The sequence below is a fragment of the Candidatus Streptomyces philanthi genome, from assembly GCF_059553635.1.
Window position 1 is genome coordinate 50,906 of sequence record NZ_JCANQV010000003.1, and the last position, 17,190, is coordinate 68,095.

Here is a 17,190-nt window from a genome sequence, read left to right on the forward strand (position 1 = left end):
GTGCGGTCCGGCCGGGCGCTGCCTGTGGCAGGGCAGGAGGGGCACCGGGCCGGTCCGAGGTGCCTGGAGCGTAAGGTCCGTCTTTTACCAGCGGTAACCCTTGGGTGGGTTACGGCTGGGTAACGTCGTGGAAACGTGGCGGGATTGACCGAGGGTGTGCGGGTGGCGGTCCGGGCGGGGTTGACGCGGACGTGTCACCCAATCATGCGCGGACCGGCCGCCGGCGGTCCCGGTGCGGGGCCGCCGGCGGCCGGTCCGGACGGGTGCCGCGGGTCCCGGCCCGCGGTGACGCGCCCTCAGATGCCGAGGTCGGGGCCGAACATCTCGTAGTGGATGTCGGCCGGACGCACCCCGCGCTCCAGGAGCTGCGCGCGGACCGCCTTCATGAACGGCACCGGGCCGCACAGGTAGGCGGTGGTGCCCTCGGGCACGTCGATCCGCGCGAGGTCCATCAGGCCGGTGTGTGCGGAGGTCTCCTCGCCCGGGTTCTCGTACCAGACCTCGGCGGTGGCGTTCGGCAGCTTGCCCGTCAGGCGCCGCAGGTCGGCGCGGAACGCGTGGGTGTGCGGGGCCCGGTCGGCATGTGCGGCGATCACGCGGCGCGGGGAGTCGGTGACGGCGAGATGCGTGAGCATCCCGATGACCGGGGTGCAGCCGATGCCGGCCGAGGCGAACAGCACCGGTCCGTCGCCCTCGTCGAGCACCACATCGCCGAACGGGGCGCTCACCCGCAGCGTCTCCCCGCCGTGGACGTGGTCGTGCAGATGGTTCGAGACCTCGCCCGCCGGGTCGCCCGCCACCCGCTTGACGGAGAACTGGAGCCCGCCGTCCGGCTCGCCCGACAGGCTGTACTGGCGTATCTGCCGCGCCCCGTCGGCCAGTTCGACCCGCACCGAGACGTACTGGCCGGGGCGGGCCGGCGGCAGGGGCGCGTCGTCGAGCGGACGCAGGAAGAACGTGGCGACGTCATCGGTCTCCTGGAAGCGGCCGGCCACCCGGTACTCGCGCCACACCGCGCCCTCGGGGGTGCCGGACGCGGTGTACAGGCCGCGCTCGATCGCGATCAGCGCGTTCGCCATCAGCCAGTACACCTCGTCCCAGGCCGCCGCGACCTCCTCGGTCACCGCGTCCCCGAGGATCTCGGCGATGGCCGCGAACAGGTGCTCGTGCACGATCGGGTACTGATCGGGGCGCACCCCGAGGGAGGCGTGCTTGTGGGCGATCCGGGCGAGCATCGCGTCCGGGCGGCTGTCGGGGTGCTCGACGAGGTACGTGGCGAAGGTGGCGATCGAACCAGCGAGGGCCTGCCGCTGGGTGCCGTTGGCCTGGTTGGCGCGGTTGAACAGGTCCCGCAGCAGCTCCGGGTGGGCCGCGAACATCTTCTCGTAGAAGAGCGGAGTGATGTCGCCGATGGCGGCTCCGACGGCGGGGAGGGTGGCGCGGACGGTCTCGGCGGACTTCGGCGACAACATGGACGGTCTCCAGATTCTCGGTCGGCGCAGGTCAGAGCAGAACTTGCATCTGAGATGCATATTTTTGGGCGAGGTGAGGGCGGGTGGTGGGGTCGGGGGAAAGTCAGTCCGGTGGCCGGGAGGTGAGGGTCAGCAGCAGGGGGCCGGTGGGCGCGCCGACGAGTTCGCCGATCGACAGCGGGTCGAGCGCCGCGTAGAACGCCTCCTGCGCCTCGCGCAGCGCCCCGCGCAGACGGCAGGCGCCGCGCAACGGGCAGGGGGGCTGGTCCTCGCAGCCCACGACGTCGCCGGTCCCCTCCAGTTCGCGGAGCAGGCGGCCCAGTGATCCCGTGCGGCCGGCCGTGGTCAGCGTCAGGCCGCCGCCCCGTCCGCGCCGTGCCTCGACGACGCCGAGGTGCTGGAGCCTGCTGACGACCTTGGCGGCGTGCGTGTAGGGCACCTCGACCGCGCTCGCCACCTCGCGGGTGGTGGGCGCCGGTTCGTCGTCACCGACGACGGCCAGGCGCATGGCGATGCGCAACGCGATGTCGGTGCTCTTGGTCAATCGCACACCCTTACGGTACAGAACTGGTATCCGAGATACCGATTTGGGGTCGCGTTTCCGCCCCTGCCGCTGATGACCTGCGGCGACGACCGGATCGCGCCGTCCTCACGATGGCGCGCGCCCCCGCGGTGCGCCCTCCCGTACGGCCCGTACGCGTCACCCGTCCGGGGGTGGGTACCCGGGGCCTGGCTCAATCGCATCCATGTTCCCTTGAAACGCGTTGACGTGATCTTCGCGCGATTCCTACGGTGACGCAGATCAGAGCGTCACTCAGCAGCCGTGCCACCCGCAGACCGGCGCAGCACGCCGCCGTCCGGTGAGCCCGGCGATCTTCCGGGAAGAGGAATCATGCGCGTCCTGTGCACCGCGACCGGCTCGCCGTCCCACGGCCGGGCACTGCTCCCGCTGGCCCGCGCGCTGGCCGCGGCCGGACACACGGTCACGGTGGCGACGACGGAGGCCGTGGCGCCCGTCTTCGCCGAGGACGACGTCACCACCGTCGTCTCCCTGCCGACACTCAGCTTCTCGGGCGGCCCCTCCGTCCCGCCCGAGCCGCAGGACACCGACGAAGAGGGCGCCGACCCGCATCTGCGGGCCCTGGCGGAGGCGCTGACCGGCTCCTTCGCCAGGGACTCCCACCGGGCGCTGTCGGAGCTGGCCCGCGAGGCCGCGCCGCAGCTCGTCATCCGTGACGGGATGGACCTCGGCGCCGTTCTGCTCGCCGAACAGCTCGGCATACCGCACCTGCCCATACCGTCGGGCATGGTGAACCTCTCCGACCCGGCCGACCTGCTGGAGCCGCTGAACCGGCTGCGGGAGGAGATGGGCCTGCCCGCGCAGGACACGCCGGACTCCCTCTACCCGCACGGCCGGTTCGACTACCTGCCCGCCTCCTTGTCCTTCGCCCGCCACCCCGCCAAGGTCTTCGCCTACCGGCAGACCACCGTGGACCGCACCGCGGGGCTCCCGGAGTGGGTCGCGGACCTCCCCACGGACAAGCCCCTGGTCTTCGCCGCCGTCGGTACGGCGATGCCCATGCTCCAGTCCATGGTCCCCGAGGGCGGCGAGCTGCCGCCGGGCATGACCGACCCGTCCGAGCTGCTGCGGGCGACCCTCGCCGGCCTGTCCGAAGTGGACTGCACCGCCGTCGTCGCGACCTCCGGCATCTCCTACGAGGGCGTGACCCCGGCCCCCCATCTCCGCCTCACCGAACGGCTCGCCCAGCCGCTGCTGCTGGAGTGCGTCGACCTGTTCGTCACCCACGGCGGCTACAACAGCATCCGCGAGTCGGTGCGCGCCGGGGCGCCGATGGCCGTCGCACCGAACTTCGGCGACCAGCCGCACAACGCCGAACGCGTCCAGGAACTGGGCCTGGGCCGGCACATCACCGACACGAGCCCGGACGCCTTCGCCACCGTCTGCCGGGAGGTCCTGGCGGATCGGGACATCGCCGCGGGCATCCGGCGCGCCCAGCTCGCCGCCCTCGCCCTCCCGGACATCGCCCAGGTCGCGGCGGACATGGAGGAGCTCGTCGGCTGACCGCCGCCCTCACCCCGGCTTCCGGTACACCAGCAGGAAACGCCAGAACAGCAGTCGGCGTATCCGGCAGCCGGGGAGCAGCGCCGCCGCCTCCTCCCGTACGCGGGACAGCGGCATCTCCGGCGGGCGGACGGGGGCCGCCACGCGTCCGGCGGCGGAGGCGCGGCGCAGCCGTTCCGCGGCGGCCACCGCGAGCCGGAACACGGCGTTCACGGGGACGGCGGCCAGGCTCCAGGCCCAGTCGGCCGGGGTGTGCTCCCGGTAGCAGCCGAGGACCACCAGGGTGCCGCCGGGGGCCAGCGCGTCGCGCAGGGCGCGGACGGTGGCGAACGGCATGTGGTGCAGGCTCGCCAGGCAGAACACGGCGTCGTACGGGGCGGACGGCGGCGCCTGCGCGGTGATGTCCGCGACGGTGAAGCGGGGGAGGGGGCCGTCACCGGTGTTCCGGGGCGTGGTGGTGGCGCGGGCCTCGGCGATCACCTCGGCGCAGGGGTCGATGCCGTCGGCGCGGATGCCGCGCCGGGCGAGCGCGCGGGCGAAGCGGCCGGTCCCGCAGCCGACGTCGAGCGCCGTGCGGCAGTCCGGCGGAATCCGGCGGAGCAGCAGGCGGTGGTAGTGGTCGTTGTGGTCGAAGGGCACGGAGTGACGGTGCCAGACGGACGACCGGCCCGTGGCCGGGTGGCCGGAACCCGGCGGGAAAAAGGAGAGCCCCGGCCGAACGGGGGAACTCGGCCGGGGCGGTCTGCGGAGGGAGGCGGTCTCCCGGATACCTCCCTGCTTGAACGGTAAACCACTGGCGGGACGGATGGGTAATGGGGGCATCCGTGACAACTGTCACGTTTTCGGTGGTGGGCGTCACGGTCGCAGTCGTACGGGGGTGTACCCCTGGTCCAGGACGTGGGGCAGGTAGCGGTCCAGGGCCGCGACGGTCTGCGAACGGTCGCCGCCGCCGTCGTGGGAGAGCACGATCGCGCCCGGCCGCATCTGGCGCAGCACGGCCCGCTCGATGTGCCGGGAGCCGGGGCGGGCCCAGTCCTCCGGGTCGATGGACCAGTTGACCGGTGACATGCCCAGGCCGTTGCAGATCTCCAGCGCCCGGGGGTTCCAGGCCCCGTACGGGGCGCGGGCCAGCGTCGGGGGTGTGCCGAGGGTGCGTTCGATCACCTCGCTGGTGCGGCCCAGTTCGGCGCGCACCCGGGCCGGGGTGAGTCGGGTGAGCGGGGGATGCGACCACGAGTGGTTGGCGACGACATGGCCGTCGCCGGCGATCTCGTGCAGCAGCCGGGGGAACGCCGAGGCGCACTGCCCGACGACGAAGAACGTGGCCTGCACATCGTGGCGGCGCAGGACGTGCAGGATCTGCGGGGTGTAGGTCGGGTCGGGGCCGTCGTCGAAGGTCAGGGCGATGTCGCGGGTGTGGGTGGGCACCGTGAACGCGACCTCGGGGCGGCCCGGGGCGCCGCGCGGGCCCGGTGGGGAGCCCTCGCCGGTCATCGGGCGCAGCCGGTAGGCGTCGGGTGTGACGGCGGGAGGGGTGTCGGGGGCCGGCGTCGGTGTCGGGCGGGGCGGGGCCTGGTGGCCGGTGACCGGGCGGCCGGGGCCGGAGGCGGAGTCGCCGATCAGGTGGCAGGCGGAGAGCACGCCCACCATGACGGCGCCCCGCAGGACCGTCCGCCGGGTGGGGCGTGCACCGGAAGGGAGATTTGTGTGTTTATCGGAGTGCACGGTTCCGTGCTCTCACACGGCGCCCGCGCGGCACGGCATTGACGCCGCGGGAGGGAGGTGGCGTACCCGATCGGCCGCACGGGCCCCGCCCCGGGGAGCGGGGCCCGCACCGCTCAGGGGCTCACGGCGAGCACGATGTAGCCGCCCAGCAGGGCCAGGTGGACACCGCCCTGGAGCGGGGTGGCGCGGCCCGGGACGACGGTCAGGGTGCCGACGATGATCGTCAGCGCCAGCAGCACCATGTGCGTCGCGCTCAACCCCAGCACCAGCGGCCCCGGCAGCCAGACCGAGGCCGCGGCCACGGCCGGGATGGTCAGGCCGATGCTCGCCATGGCCGAACCGAGACCGAGGTTGAGGCTGGTCTGGATGCGGTCGCGGCGCGCGGCCCGCATCGCCGCGATGGTCTCCGGCAGCAGCACCAGCATCGCGATCACGATGCCGACGACGGACGACGGCAGCCCGGCCGCCGCCACCCCGGACTCGATCGTCGGTGACACCTCCTTGGCCAGGCCGACCACCGAGACCAGTGCCAGGGCCAGCAGCGCCAGGCTGATCAGCGCGACGCGCGTCGACGGGGGAACGGCGTGGGTCTCCTTCTCGATCACCTCGCCCGTGCTGGTCACCGGCAGGAAGTAGTCACGGTGCCGGACGGTCTGGGTGGTGACGAAGAGGAGGTAGAGCACCAGCGCGGCCAGTGCGGCGAAGACGAGCTGGGGTGTGGTGAACTGCGGCCCGGGGGTGCTGGTCGTGAACGTCGGCAGCACCATGCTCAGCCCGGCCAGCGTGGCGACCGTCGCCAGGGCCGCGCCGCTGCCCTCGGCGTTGAACACCGCCACCCGCCGCTTGAGGGAGCCGACCAGCAGGCTCAGGCCGACGATGCCGTTGCAGGTGATCATCACGGCGGCGAAGACCGTGTCCCGGGCGAGCGCGGCGCTGTTGCTGCCGCCGTCCGCCATGAGCGTGACGATCAGCGCCACCTCGATGATGGTCACCGCCACCGCGAGTACCAGGGAGCCGAACGGCTCACCCACCCGGTGCGCGACCACCTCGGCGTGGTGGACCGCGGCGAGCACCGCCGCGGCGAGGAAGAGGGACACCAGGATGACCAGGACGACCGGCAGGGGCCGCCCCCAGGTCAGGGCGAGCAGGACGAAGGCCAGTACCGGGACGGCGCCGGGCCAGTGCACCAGCGTCGAACCGATCTGGGAAAGCAGGGGCGGGCGGGACAATTGTGAGGATTGTGAGGATGGCGAGGGGGGTGATGCGTGTGGCGGCGGAGAACTCATGGCTTCGAGCGTCGCAGATGAGCGGACCAATCGCGCGCCCGCGCCCGTACCGGTGGCGCACGCCCGCGCTCCCGGCCCGCCGGATCAGCCCGCCGCGCGGTGCCCCCGAGGCTCCGGCGGCACCGCCGCCGCCTTGGTGACATCCGCGACCACCTCGACGACATCCGGGCCGTACGTCCGCGAATTGCTCACCTTCAGCAGCAGGCAGAACTGCCCCTCCGGACCGTGCCGCCGCGCCAGCCGCACCCGGTCACGGACGAGGTGACGCACCGCGGCGCGATGGGTCACCGGACGCTGACCCGCCACCAGGAACACCGGACGCCCGCCGGCCCCGGCCCGCAACCGGGCCAGCAGGACGTACTCCACCGCGCCCGGCTCCATCCGGTACGCCGTCCCGCCGACCGTGAACGTCCCCCGGTCCGCGCCGGTCGCGTCACCCGGATGCACGACGACACCGGGCAGCAGATTGGCCAGATGGGCCGCGAGCCTGTGGTGCGCGGTCGGATCGCCGACACAGAACTCGGTGCGGGCACCGGAGCCCTGCAACCCGGTGTCGTGCGGCGCCACTTCGGGGTGCGCCCCGCAGTTCTCTATCACCGCGGCCAGACCGAGCAGGGCCAGCGCGTCGTGCCGGGGGATGCTCCAGTGCGCCGAGGCACTGTCCCGGTGGGTGACCACGACACACTCCGAGCCCTCCGGCAGCCCGAAGAAGTCCCGTTCGCGGGAGAGTCTGCGGCGGGCCGCGCCCGAGCGCACGGCCCAGCCTGCGGCCAGACCGGCGACGAGCGCGGCGAGGGCGACGGTCAGGAGCAACGGGGTGTCTTCCATGGCGGGCGAGCGTAGCGGCACCCCGGCCGCGTGTTCGAGCCGGGTGCGGTGCCTCCGGGCGGACCGGTCGGTGAGACGTCCTGCCGTCGCACGCGTACACGAGTAGGCTCCGGCCCCTCACGCCTCTTCGGTGCTTGGAGGACATACGGGTATGACCCCTGTACGACGTCTCATCGGCATGGGAGTGGCCACCGCGCTGGCCGGCTCCCTGGCGGCGGCCCCGGCCACCGCCCAGCCCGCCCCGCAACGGCACACCACCGACCGCCCCGCACCGGCCAAGACCCCGCTCGCCGTCGGACACGGCGGCGTGGTCGCCAGCGTCGACGCCGACGCCTCGGCCGCCGGAATCGCCGTGCTCAAGAAGGGCGGCAACGCGGTGGACGCCGCGGTCGCCACCGCCGCCGCGCTCGGCGTCACCGAGCCGTACTCCGCCGGCATAGGCGGCGGCGGATACTTCGTCTACTACGACGCCAGGTCACGCACCGTCCGCACCCTCGACGGCCGGGAGACCGCCCCGCGCTCCGCCGGCAAGGACCTCTTCCTGGAGAACGGCAAAGCCCTCCCGTTCGACGAGGTGGTCACCAGCGGACTGAGCGTCGGCACCCCCGGCACCCCCGGCACCTGGGACACCGCCCTGCGCACATGGGGCACCCGCTCCCTCGGCCAGGTGCTGCGGCCCGCGGTCAAGCTCGCCAAGGACGGCTTCACCGTCGACGGGACGTTCCGCAAGCAGACCGCCGACAACGAGGCCCGCTTCCGCGACTTCCCCGCGACCGCCGGCCTCTTCCTGCCCGGCGGCAAGCTCCCCGCCGTCGGCTCGACCCTGAAGAACCCCGACCTGGCACGCACCTACGAGGAGTTGGGCCGCAAGGGCACCGCCGCGCTCTACCGCGGCCCGATCGGCCGGGACATCGTCGACACCGTCCGCACTCCCCCCGTACGCCCCGGCGCCGGCCGCACGGTGCGCCCCGGCCGCCTGACCACCCGTGACCTGCGCGACTACCGGGTCCTCGGGCACGCCCCGACGCACACCACCTACCGCGGGCTCGACGTCTACGGCATGGCCCCCTCCGCCTCCGGCGGCATCAGCGTCGGCGAGGCGCTCAACATCCTGGACCGGAGCGACCTCTCGCACCTCGGCGAGAAGCAGTTCCTGCACCGCTACATCGAGGCCGCCCGGATCGCCTTCGCCGACCGCGGCCGCTGGATCGGCGACCCGGCCGCCGAGAAGGTCCCCACCAAGGGGCTCCTCTCCCAGCGGTTCGCCGACTCCCGCGCCTGCCTCCTCCGTGACGACAAGGCGCTGACCAGCCCGCTCGCACCGGGTGACCCCCGCCGTCCCGCCCCCTGCCGCACGGCGGGGCCCGCCTCCCCGACGACGTACGAGGGCGAGAACACCACCCATCTCACCGTCGCCGACAAGTGGGGCAACATCGTCGCCTACACCCTCACCATCGAGCAGACCGGCGGCAGCGGCATCGTCGTCCCCGGCCGCGGCTTCCTGCTCAACAACGAACTGACCGACTTCTCGTTCACACCCGTCACCCCCGGCGTGCACGACCCCAACCTCCCCGGCCCCGGCAAGCGCCCGCGCTCGTCGATCTCGCCGACGATCGTGCTGCGCCACGGCACGCCGGTGCTGGCCCTCGGCTCGCCCGGCGGCGCGACCATCATCACCACCGTGCTCCAGACCCTCGTCAACCACCTCGACCGCGGCATGCCGCTGGTCGACGCCATCGCCGCCCCGCGCGCCAGCCAGCGCAACACGCCCGCAACCGAGCTGGAACCGGGCCTGTGGAACAGCCCGCTGCGCGGGCAACTGGAGGCCATCGGCCACCGCTTCCGGCAGAACCCGGAGATCGGCGCGGCGACCGGCGTCGAGCGGCTGCCTGACGGCCGCTGGCTCGCCGCGGCCGAGAAGGTACGGCGCGGAGGCGGCTCCGCGATGGTCGTCAACCCCTCCTGAGCAGCACCTGACGCACGACCCGGGCGCACACCGCGCGCCCCGCGCCGTCCGCCCGGCGGTGACGCCGCACCTCGTGTGGCGTCGTTGCCGGGCGGAGGCGCGCCGCTTAGTCTCGGGTGACTGGTCGAACGCACGGTCAGGGAGGCGCACGCCCATGAGTGTTGACGAAAGCCGCCACCGGCGGAACGCGCGGCCCTCCACACCGGACGGACGCCACGAGGGGCTCGCCGAACAGGCCGACGCCCTGGCCGCGGGCGAGGTCACCTCGGCCGCGCTGGTCGGCCGCGCCCTCGACCGCATCGAGGCCGCCCAGGGCACCGTCAACGCCTTCCGCCGGATCCGGGCCGAGGCCGCACGGGCCGAGGCGGAGGAGGCCGACCGCAGGCTCGCCGCCGGGGAACGGCTGCCGCTGCTGGGCGTCCCGGTGGCCGTCAAGGACGACACCGATGTGGCGGGCGAGCCCACCGCGTTCGGCTGCGCCGGGAACTTCCCGCCCAAGGAGCACGACGCCGAGGCCGTACGGCGGCTGCGCGCCGCCGGGGCCGTCGTCGTCGGCAAGACCAACGCCTGCGAACTGGGCCAGTGGCCGTTCACCGAAGGGCCTGCCTTCGGCGACACCCGCAACCCCTGGAACCTCGGCCACACCCCCGGCGGGTCGTCGGGCGGCTCCGCCGCCGCGGTCGCCGCCGGGCTGGTGCCCGCGGCGCTGGGCACCGACGGCGCGGGCTCGGTCCGTATCCCCGCCGCCTGGACGCATCTCGTCGGCATCAAACCGCAGCGCGGCCGGATCTCCACCTGGCCGCTGGCCGAGTCCTTCCAGGGCATCACCGGCATCGGCCCGCTGGCCAGGACCGTCGGCGACGCGGCCCTGCTGCTGGACGCGGCGAGCGGCAGCCACCGCGGCGACCTCCACCGGCCCGTGCCGATCAGCGCCCGCGCCGCGGTCGGCCGCGACCCGGGACGGCTGCGGATCGCCCTGTCGTGGAAACCGGCCTTCACCGGAACACCCAAACCGCTGCACCCCGAGGTGCGCGCGGCGGTCACCGCCCTCGCCCAGACCCTCGCGGGCCTCGGCCACGCGGTGGAGGAGGCCGACCCGGACTACGGCCTCATCGGCTTCGCCTTCGTCCCGCGCGCCACCGTCGGCGTGGGGGAGTGGGCGGCCCGGGTCCCCGACCGGCGGCTGCTGGACCGCCGCACCCGCGAGGCGGCCCGCATCGGACGCCTCCTCGGCGGCCCCGTCCTGCGCCGGGCGCGCGCCGCCGAGAAACGCCAGCACCACCGCATCGGCGCCCTGTTCGGCCCGTACGACGTGCTGCTGACGCCGACCACGGCCACCCCGCCGCCCCGCGTCGGCACCCTCGCCCGGCTCGGCGGCTGGCGCACCGACCAGGCCATGGTCGCCGCCTGCCCGTACGCCTGGCCGTGGAACGTCCTCGGCTGGCCCGGGGTGAACGTCCCGGCCGGCTTCAGCGGCGGCGGGCTGCCGCTCGGCGCCCAGCTGCTCGGCCCGGCGGGCAGCGAACCGCGGCTGATCGCGCTCGCCTCCCAGCTGGAGGACGCGCTGCGCTGGTACGAGCGGCGGCCGGACGGCCACCCGGCACGCGAGGTCAGCCCAGAAGACCGATGATCTCCTCGGTGGTGCCGGTCTCGCCCAGCCTCGGGAAGATCTTCTCCACGCTGTTGCGGTGCGCGCCCTCGTCCAGGTCGGTCACCGCGTCCGTCGCGACGGTGACGTGGTAGCCGTGCTCGTACGCGGCGCGGGCGCTGGACTCGACGCCGATGCTGGTGGCGACGCCGCCGAGGACGACCTGGGTGATGCCGCGGCGGCGCAGTTCCAGGTCGAGGGCCGTGCCGTGGAAGGCGCCCCACTGCTGCTTGGTGACGAGGAGGTCGCCGGGCCGCCGGTCCAGCTCCGGCACCAGCTCGGCCCAGTCGGCGGGCGGGGTGCCGCCCGGCCGGGGGTGCTCGGTGCGGCCCGGCGCGCCGCCGGTGACGTTCACCAGCACGACGGGCAGGTCCCGCTCGCGGAACGCGGCGGCCAGCTGTGCCGCCCGGGCGACGACCTCGTCCATGGGGTGGACGCAGGGCAGGCCCGTGATGCCCTTCTGGAGGTCGATCAGGACGAGTGCGGTGGCCGGGTCGAGAGTGGTGACGGACATGGCTGCTCCGTGAGTTGTCGGGGGAGGGCGGTGCGGGCGGGTTCCTCGTACGCCGGGCGGCCGCTCAGGGGCGCAGCAGCCGCTGGAGGAGCGTCGTGGCCTCGGCGAGGGTGCGCTGTTCGGCGGGGGTCAGCCGGTCGGCGAGGGCCGTGGCGAGCCAGTCCTGCTTGGCGCGCCGTACCTCCGCGAGCAGCCGCCGGCCCTCGTCGGTGAGGGAGAAGACGACCTGCCGGCCGTCCGTCGGATGCGGACTGCGGGCGACGACGCCCCTCTCCTCCAGCGCGCCGAGCGTCATCCGCATGGACTGCGGCCGGACCAGTTCGGCGCGGGCCAGCGCGGCGGTGGTGGCGGGCCCGCCGGTCTCCAGGCGCCAGGCCACCGAGCGCTGGGTGGGGGTGATCCCGCTCAGCGGGTACGCGGCGCGCAGCCGGCGCACCAGCTGCGAGACGGTCACGGCCAGGTCGGCCGCGAGGTGTTCTGATCCCTTGTCCGGCATGGGCCGAGCGTAGGATTCCGACAGGGAAACTTGCAAGTCTTCCTGTCGAAAAACGGATGTCCGGGGCCGCCGCGCCGCGCCGGAGATGGTCTTGCCAGGCGGAGGACCGGGGCTTACGGTCGCCTCCACACGCGGGCAGCCGCGTGCCGCGACGGCTGACGCACCGACAAAGGAGCAGCTCATGGCCGACGTTGTGCGTGCCGCACTGGTCCAGGCGACCTGGACGGGCGACACCGAGTCGATGATCGCGAAACATGAGGAGCACACCCGTGCCGCGGCGGCCCAGGGCGCCCGGGTGATCGGCTTCCAGGAGGTCTTCAACGCCCCCTACTTCTGCCAGGTCCAGGAGCCGGAGCACTACCGCCGGGCCGAACCGGTCCCCGACGGCCCCACCGTGGGCCGGATGCGGGAACTCGCCCGCGAGACCGGCATGGTGATCGTCGCCCCCGTCTTCGAGGTCGAGCAACCGGGCGTCTACTACAACACCGCGGTCGTCGTCGACGCCGACGGCACCGTCCTCGGCAGCTACCGCAAGCACCACATCCCCCAGGTCAAGGGCTTCTGGGAGAAGTACTACTTCCGGCCGGGCAACGCCGGCTGGCCCGTCTTCGACACCGCCGCCGGAAGAATCGGCGTCTACATCTGCTACGACCGCCACTTCCCCGAGGGATGGCGGCAGTTGGGCCTCAACGGCGCGCAGATCGTCTTCAACCCCTCCGCCACCTCCCGCGGACTCTCCGCCCACCTGTGGAAGCTGGAACAGCCCGCGGCCGCCGTCGCCAACGCCTACTACGTCGCCGCCATCAACCGCGTCGGCGTCGAGGAGTACGGCGACGACGAGTTCTACGGCACCAGCTACTTCGTCGACCCGCGCGGCGAGTTCGTCGGCGAGGTCGCCAGCGACTCCAAGGAGGAACTGGTCGTCCGCGACCTCGACCTCGGCATGATCGACGAGGTGCGGCAGCAGTGGGCGTTCTACCGCGACCGCCGCCCCGACGCGTACGAGGGGCTGGTGCGGCCTTGACCCAGGACCCCGGGGAACTGCACGCCCGCCACCGCGCGGTGATGCCCTCCTGGCTCGACCTCTACTACGAGCGGCCCCTCGAACTCACCCACGGCGAGGGGCGCCACGTCTGGGACTCCGAGGGCAACCGCTACCTGGACTTCTTCGGCGGCATCCTCACCACCATGACGGCCCATGCCCTGCCCGAGGTCACCCGCGCCGTCGCCGCCCAGGCCGGACGCGTCCTGCACACCTCCACGCTCTACCTCTCCCGCCCCATGGTCGAGCTGGCGGAACGCATCGCGGCGCTCTCCGGCATCCCCGACGCCCGGGTCTTCTTCACCACCTCCGGCACGGAGGCCAACGACGCGGCCCTGCTGCTCGCCACCACCTACCGCCGCTCGCACCAGATCCTGGCGATGCGCAACAGCTACCACGGCCGCTCCTTCTCGGCCATCGGCGTCACCGGGAACGCGGGCTGGTCACCGACCGCCCTGTCCCCGTTCCAGACGCTCTATGTGCACGGCGGGGTACGCGGCCGCGGCCCCTACGCCGCACTGGACGACCGGGCCTACATCGCCGCCTGCGTCGCCGACCTGGAGGACACCCTCCAGCAGACCGCCTCCGGCGTCGCCGCGCTGATCGCCGAGCCGGTCCAGGGCGTCGGCGGGTTCACCGCGCCCCCCGACGGCCTCTACGCCGCCTTCCGCGAGGTGCTCGACCGGCACGGCATCCTCTGGATCAGTGACGAGGTGCAGACCGGCTGGGGCCGTACCGGCGACCACTTCTGGGGCTGGCAGGCCCACGCCGGAAAGGGCCCGCCCGACCTGCTCACCTTCGCCAAGGGCATCGGCAACGGCATGTCCGTCGGCGGGGTCGTCGCCCGCGCCGAGGTGATGGACTGCCTGCCCGCCCACTCCATCTCCACCTTCGGCGGCAGCCCCGTCACCATGGCCGCCGGCCTCGCCAACCTCACCCACCTCCTCGAACACGACCTCCAGGGCAATGCCCGGCGCGTCGGCGGCCTGCTCATCGAGCGCCTGCGGGCGCTCACGGCCGGCCTCGGCCTGGTCCGCGAGGTACGCGGCCGCGGGCTGATGATCGGCCTCGAACTGGTCCGCCCCGGTACCGACACCCTCTCCCCGGAGGCCGCCGACCTGGTCACCGAGGAGGCCCGCAGACGCGGACTGCTCGTCGGCAAGGGCGGCCTCGGTGGCGCCGTACTGCGGATCGCCCCGCCGATGTCGCTGACCGTGGCCGAGGCGGAGGAGGGCGCCGAACTGCTGGCCCAGGCCCTGCGGACGGCCCAGGACCGGCTGACGGCCACCGGCGTCTGACCCGCGGGCCGCGGCCGGCTCCCGCCCGGACCGGCCGCGGCCCGCCGGTTCCGGTCCGGTGCGCGGCGGCGGACGGACGCATGCCTCGCAGCTCGTCAATGAGCCGCCCCGGGCTACCCCTTCACCGCCCGCACCGCCTCCGCCATCCGGTGGAAGAACCGCGCGTGCGCCCGGCGGCTGCACGGCGCCTCCGGGTTCCACGGGACGAGCCGGGCCGACTCCTCGATGGCCCGCCAATGGGGGTTCGACCGCAGTGCCCCCGGGGCCGCGGCGTTGGCGCGGGTATCCGTCAGCACGACGGAGGCGCCCAGCGACGCGGCCTCCGACCAGCCGACGGTCGCCCAGTTCGCGCCCGGGCCCGCGGCCGGCTCCACCAGGTCCACGCCGTGCTCCGACAGCGTCCGCAGGTCCGGCCAGGCGCCGGGCCGCGCCAGATGCGCCAGCTCCGGCCCCGCCGCCGACAGTGCCAGCACCCGCGGCCGGCCGGGACCGCCCGTCGCCGCGCGCAGGGTGTCCTCGGCGGTGTCCAGCTCCACCGCCGCCGCGGCCGGCTCGCCCGCCCCCAGCGACCCGGCGAGCGCCGCGAACCGCTCGCGGACGGTGGCCAGGCCCCGCCCCGGCCCGACCCCCAGGGCCACCACCGGGACCTGTTCCTCCAGCGCCGGCGCCGTCCTCGGCTCCAGCCCGTAGACCGTCTCCCCGTCGTAGGTGACCGCCACCACCAGGTCCGGCCGCGCCTCCAGCACGGCCTCCGGCCGCAGCGCGCCGCCCGCGCCCAGATACGGGATCTCCGCCAGCGGCAGGTCACCGCTCTTGGCGTGGTCGGGCGCGCCGCCGTCGTGCTGCGACCCGAACAGCCCGGCGGGGCGCACGCCGTGGTCCCACAGCGTCGCCCCGGCCTGTATGTACGCGACGATCCTCGACGGCCGCCGCGCGGCCACCGCCAGGCGCCCGCGATCGTCGGAGAACTCCCACGGTGTGCTGTGTTCCATGACGTGCTGCCTCTCTGATCCTCTGCCGAGATCCTGCTGACGTCCCACCGTCGCGGTGACCGCGCCGCCGCTCCACCGGCGCGTGAGGGGCGCACTCGGGCGCCGCCGGTTACCTTCCCAGTGCGGGGGCCCGGCACCCCTCCGGCACGTCGCGCACCCCGCGCCGCACCCGCGTCCCCCGCCCCGTCCGCCCCGCCCGGTCGCACGACCCCGGGCGCCGAGGGCACCACACGACGGGTCCGGCCGAACGGGGGCACGGTATTGCCACCGTGGGTGACATGCTTCTACGGTCTCCTTCTCAACCGGAATCCACGGGTATGGACCGGTTGTGACGTGGCGTCAGCAGAGCAGGCATGCCCCCGCGGACGGTGCGCGCCGTGCTCTGCCTCCGCGAGCCGCCGGGTGCCGCCGGTGCGGAAGGGAGCAGGGATGGTGAACCGTACGGTCGTCCACGGCGGACTGGTCGTCACCGCCGCCGACGAGATCCACGCCGACGTCCTGGTGGAGGGCTCCCGCGTCGCCGCTCTCGCCGCGCACGGCACCCCGACCGCCGACGGCTGGCGCCACAGCGCCGACCGGGTGATCGACGCCACCGGACGCTACGTCCTCCCCGGCGGCGTCGACGTCCACACCCACATGGACTTCCCCTTCGGCGGCACGTTCTCCTCCGACACCTTCGAGACCGGCACCCGCGCCGCCGCCTGGGGAGGCACCACCACCATCGTCGACTTCGCCGTCCAGAGCCGCGGACGGCCGCTGCGCGAGGGACTGGACCGCTGGCACGCCAAGGCCGACGCCCAGTGCGCCGTCGACTACGCCTTCCACATGATCCTCTCCGACGTGAACCCGGACACACTCAAGGAGATGGACCTGCTCGTCGAGGAGGGCGTCACCTCGTTCAAACTCTTCACCGCCTACCCCGGCGTCCTCTACAGCGACGACGGGCAGATCCTGCGGGCCCTGCAACGCTCGGCGGACAACGGCGGACTGGTGATGATGCACGCCGAGAACGGCATCGCCATCGACGTCCTCATCGAACAGGCCCTCGCCGAGGGCCGCACCGCGCCCCGCTACCACGGCGAGGTCCGCCATCCGCTCCTGGAGGCCGAGGCCGTCCACCGCACCGTCCAGCTCGCCCGCGTCGCAGGGGCGCCCCTCTACATCGTGCACGTCTCCGCCGAGGAGGCCGTCGCCGAGCTGACCCGGGCCCGCGACCTGGGCCTGAACGTCTTCGGCGAGACCTGCCCGCAGTATCTGTTCCTGTCCGCCGACAACCTCGCCGAGCCGGGCTTCGAGGGCGCCAAGTACGTGTGCAGCACCCCGCTGCGGCCCCGCGAACACCAGGAAGCGCTCTGGCGCGGGCTGCGCACCAACGACCTCCAGGTCGTCTCCACCGACCACTGCCCGTTCTGCTTCCGCGGCCAGAAGGAACTCGGCCGCGACGACTTCTCCAAGATCCCCAACGGGCTGCCCGGCGTCGAGAACCGCATGGACCTCCTCCACCAGGGCGTCGTGGAGGGACGCATCAGCCGCCGCCGCTGGATCGAGATCGCCTGCGCCACCCCCGCCCGGATGTTCGGCCTCTACCCCAAGAAGGGCACCCTCGCCCCGGGCTCCGACGCCGACATCGTCGTCTACGACCCCGCCGCCGAGCAGACCGTCTCCACCGCCACCCAGCACATGAACGTCGACTACTCGGCGTACGAGGGCAAACGGCTCGTCGGACGGGTCGAGACGGTGCTCTCACGGGGCGAACCGGTGATCGACCGCCGCGCCTACGCCGGGCGCGCCGGCCACGGCCAGTACGTCCCGCGCGGCACCTGCCAGTACCTCGTCTAAG

Annotated in this window: 15 protein-coding genes; 6 read left to right on the top strand and 9 right to left on the bottom strand. The window is 73.7% G+C overall.

The window, feature by feature from the left end; genetic code table 11:
• Positions 1 to 296: 296 nt before the first annotated feature.
• Together AC51EU_RS01225 and AC51EU_RS01230 are read right to left on the bottom strand one after the other, a co-directional pair.
• Entirely contained in the window at positions 297 to 1,472 is a 1,176-nt protein-coding gene (locus AC51EU_RS01225) for a globin domain-containing protein (RefSeq protein ID WP_496264692.1), read from the bottom strand.
• A 103-nt stretch (positions 1,473 to 1,575) separates the two neighbouring features.
• Positions 1,576 to 2,022, bottom strand: a complete 447-nt coding sequence (locus AC51EU_RS01230; RefSeq protein WP_496264693.1) for an RrF2 family transcriptional regulator — start codon at positions 2,020 to 2,022, stop codon at positions 1,576 to 1,578.
• A 342-nt stretch (positions 2,023 to 2,364) separates the two neighbouring features.
• Between AC51EU_RS01230 and AC51EU_RS01235 the strand changes: the two genes are divergently transcribed.
• On the top strand, positions 2,365 to 3,555 hold the full coding sequence (locus AC51EU_RS01235) for a glycosyltransferase (protein ID WP_496264694.1): 1,191 nt from the start codon (positions 2,365 to 2,367) through the stop codon (positions 3,553 to 3,555).
• A 9-nt stretch (positions 3,556 to 3,564) separates the two neighbouring features.
• On the opposite strand, the gene AC51EU_RS01240 is transcribed toward AC51EU_RS01235, so the two are convergent.
• The 4 genes from AC51EU_RS01240 to AC51EU_RS01255 form a co-directional block, all read right to left on the bottom strand.
• On the bottom strand, positions 3,565 to 4,194 hold the full coding sequence (locus AC51EU_RS01240; protein WP_496264695.1) for a class I SAM-dependent methyltransferase: 630 nt from the start codon (positions 4,192 to 4,194) through the stop codon (positions 3,565 to 3,567).
• 216 nt (positions 4,195 to 4,410) lie between these two features.
• Positions 4,411 to 5,205 (bottom strand): polysaccharide deacetylase family protein, encoded by a 795-nt coding sequence (locus AC51EU_RS01245; protein ID WP_496264696.1) that lies wholly within the window; start codon positions 5,203 to 5,205, stop codon positions 4,411 to 4,413.
• Between the two features lie 188 nt (positions 5,206 to 5,393).
• The gene (locus AC51EU_RS01250; protein ID WP_496264715.1) at positions 5,394 to 6,467 is read right to left on the bottom strand and encodes a calcium:cation antiporter; all 1,074 of its coding nucleotides are present in this window, start codon (positions 6,465 to 6,467) and stop codon (positions 5,394 to 5,396) included.
• Between the two features lie 183 nt (positions 6,468 to 6,650).
• The gene (locus AC51EU_RS01255) at positions 6,651 to 7,394 is read right to left on the bottom strand and encodes a hypothetical protein (protein ID WP_496264697.1); all 744 of its coding nucleotides are present in this window, start codon (positions 7,392 to 7,394) and stop codon (positions 6,651 to 6,653) included.
• Between the two features lie 151 nt (positions 7,395 to 7,545).
• Between AC51EU_RS01255 and ggt the strand changes: the two genes are divergently transcribed.
• A complete protein-coding gene (gene ggt / locus AC51EU_RS01260) occupies positions 7,546 to 9,360 on the top strand; it encodes a gamma-glutamyltransferase (protein ID WP_496264698.1) in 1,815 nt (604 codons plus the stop codon).
• A 154-nt stretch (positions 9,361 to 9,514) separates the two neighbouring features.
• Positions 9,515 to 10,990, top strand: coding sequence for an amidase (locus AC51EU_RS01265; RefSeq protein ID WP_496264699.1), 1,476 nt, complete (start codon positions 9,515 to 9,517; stop codon positions 10,988 to 10,990).
• Here the strand turns inward: AC51EU_RS01265 and AC51EU_RS01270 are convergent.
• A complete protein-coding gene (locus tag AC51EU_RS01270; RefSeq protein ID WP_496264700.1) occupies positions 10,971 to 11,522 on the bottom strand; it encodes an isochorismatase family protein in 552 nt (183 codons plus the stop codon). The two genes, AC51EU_RS01265 and AC51EU_RS01270, sit on opposite strands and share 20 nt — an antisense overlap.
• Positions 11,523 to 11,586: 64 nt before the next feature.
• On the bottom strand, positions 11,587 to 12,018 hold the full coding sequence (locus AC51EU_RS01275) for a MarR family winged helix-turn-helix transcriptional regulator (RefSeq protein WP_496264701.1): 432 nt from the start codon (positions 12,016 to 12,018) through the stop codon (positions 11,587 to 11,589).
• A gap of 181 nt (positions 12,019 to 12,199) precedes the next feature.
• On the opposite strand from AC51EU_RS01275, the gene AC51EU_RS01280 reads away from it, so the two are divergent.
• Together AC51EU_RS01280 and AC51EU_RS01285 are read left to right on the top strand one after the other, a co-directional pair.
• Positions 12,200 to 13,042: a nitrilase-related carbon-nitrogen hydrolase gene (locus AC51EU_RS01280; RefSeq protein WP_496264702.1), complete on the top strand. Its 843-nt coding sequence runs from the start codon at positions 12,200 to 12,202 to the stop codon at positions 13,040 to 13,042.
• Positions 13,043 to 13,083: 41 nt separating this feature from the next.
• Positions 13,084 to 14,358: an aspartate aminotransferase family protein gene (locus AC51EU_RS01285; RefSeq protein WP_496264716.1), complete on the top strand. Its 1,275-nt coding sequence runs from the start codon at positions 13,084 to 13,086 to the stop codon at positions 14,356 to 14,358.
• A gap of 113 nt (positions 14,359 to 14,471) precedes the next feature.
• Here AC51EU_RS01285 and AC51EU_RS01290 read toward each other — a convergent pair whose 3' ends face one another.
• A complete protein-coding gene (locus AC51EU_RS01290) occupies positions 14,472 to 15,350 on the bottom strand; it encodes a substrate-binding domain-containing protein (protein ID WP_496264703.1) in 879 nt (292 codons plus the stop codon).
• 429 nt (positions 15,351 to 15,779) lie between these two features.
• On the opposite strand from AC51EU_RS01290, the gene hydA reads away from it, so the two are divergent.
• The gene (gene hydA / locus AC51EU_RS01295; protein WP_496264704.1) at positions 15,780 to 17,189 is read left to right on the top strand and encodes a dihydropyrimidinase; all 1,410 of its coding nucleotides are present in this window, start codon (positions 15,780 to 15,782) and stop codon (positions 17,187 to 17,189) included.
• Position 17,190: the final 1 nt, after the last annotated feature.

What these genes read in the sequence shown, in the direction of transcription:
- AC51EU_RS01225 (WP_496264692.1), bottom strand. Translation starts at nt 1,472, where the DNA reads ATGTTGTCGCCGAAGTCCGCCGAGACCGTCCGCGCCACCCTCCCCGCC.
- AC51EU_RS01235 (WP_496264694.1), top strand. Translation starts at nt 2,365, where the DNA reads ATGCGCGTCCTGTGCACCGCGACCGGCTCGCCGTCCCACGGCCGGGCA.
- AC51EU_RS01245 (WP_496264696.1), bottom strand. Translation starts at nt 5,205, where the DNA reads ATGGTGGGCGTGCTCTCCGCCTGCCACCTGATCGGCGACTCCGCCTCC.
- AC51EU_RS01255 (WP_496264697.1), bottom strand. Translation starts at nt 7,394, where the DNA reads ATGGAAGACACCCCGTTGCTCCTGACCGTCGCCCTCGCCGCGCTCGTC.
- ggt (WP_496264698.1), top strand. Translation starts at nt 7,546, where the DNA reads ATGACCCCTGTACGACGTCTCATCGGCATGGGAGTGGCCACCGCGCTG.
- AC51EU_RS01265 (WP_496264699.1), top strand. Translation starts at nt 9,515, where the DNA reads ATGAGTGTTGACGAAAGCCGCCACCGGCGGAACGCGCGGCCCTCCACA.
- AC51EU_RS01270 (WP_496264700.1), bottom strand. Translation starts at nt 11,522, where the DNA reads ATGTCCGTCACCACTCTCGACCCGGCCACCGCACTCGTCCTGATCGAC.
- AC51EU_RS01275 (WP_496264701.1), bottom strand. Translation starts at nt 12,018, where the DNA reads ATGCCGGACAAGGGATCAGAACACCTCGCGGCCGACCTGGCCGTGACC.
- AC51EU_RS01280 (WP_496264702.1), top strand. Translation starts at nt 12,200, where the DNA reads ATGGCCGACGTTGTGCGTGCCGCACTGGTCCAGGCGACCTGGACGGGC.
- AC51EU_RS01285 (WP_496264716.1), top strand. Translation starts at nt 13,084, where the DNA reads ATGCCCTCCTGGCTCGACCTCTACTACGAGCGGCCCCTCGAACTCACC.
- AC51EU_RS01290 (WP_496264703.1), bottom strand. Translation starts at nt 15,350, where the DNA reads ATGGAACACAGCACACCGTGGGAGTTCTCCGACGATCGCGGGCGCCTG.
- hydA (WP_496264704.1), top strand. Translation starts at nt 15,780, where the DNA reads ATGGTGAACCGTACGGTCGTCCACGGCGGACTGGTCGTCACCGCCGCC.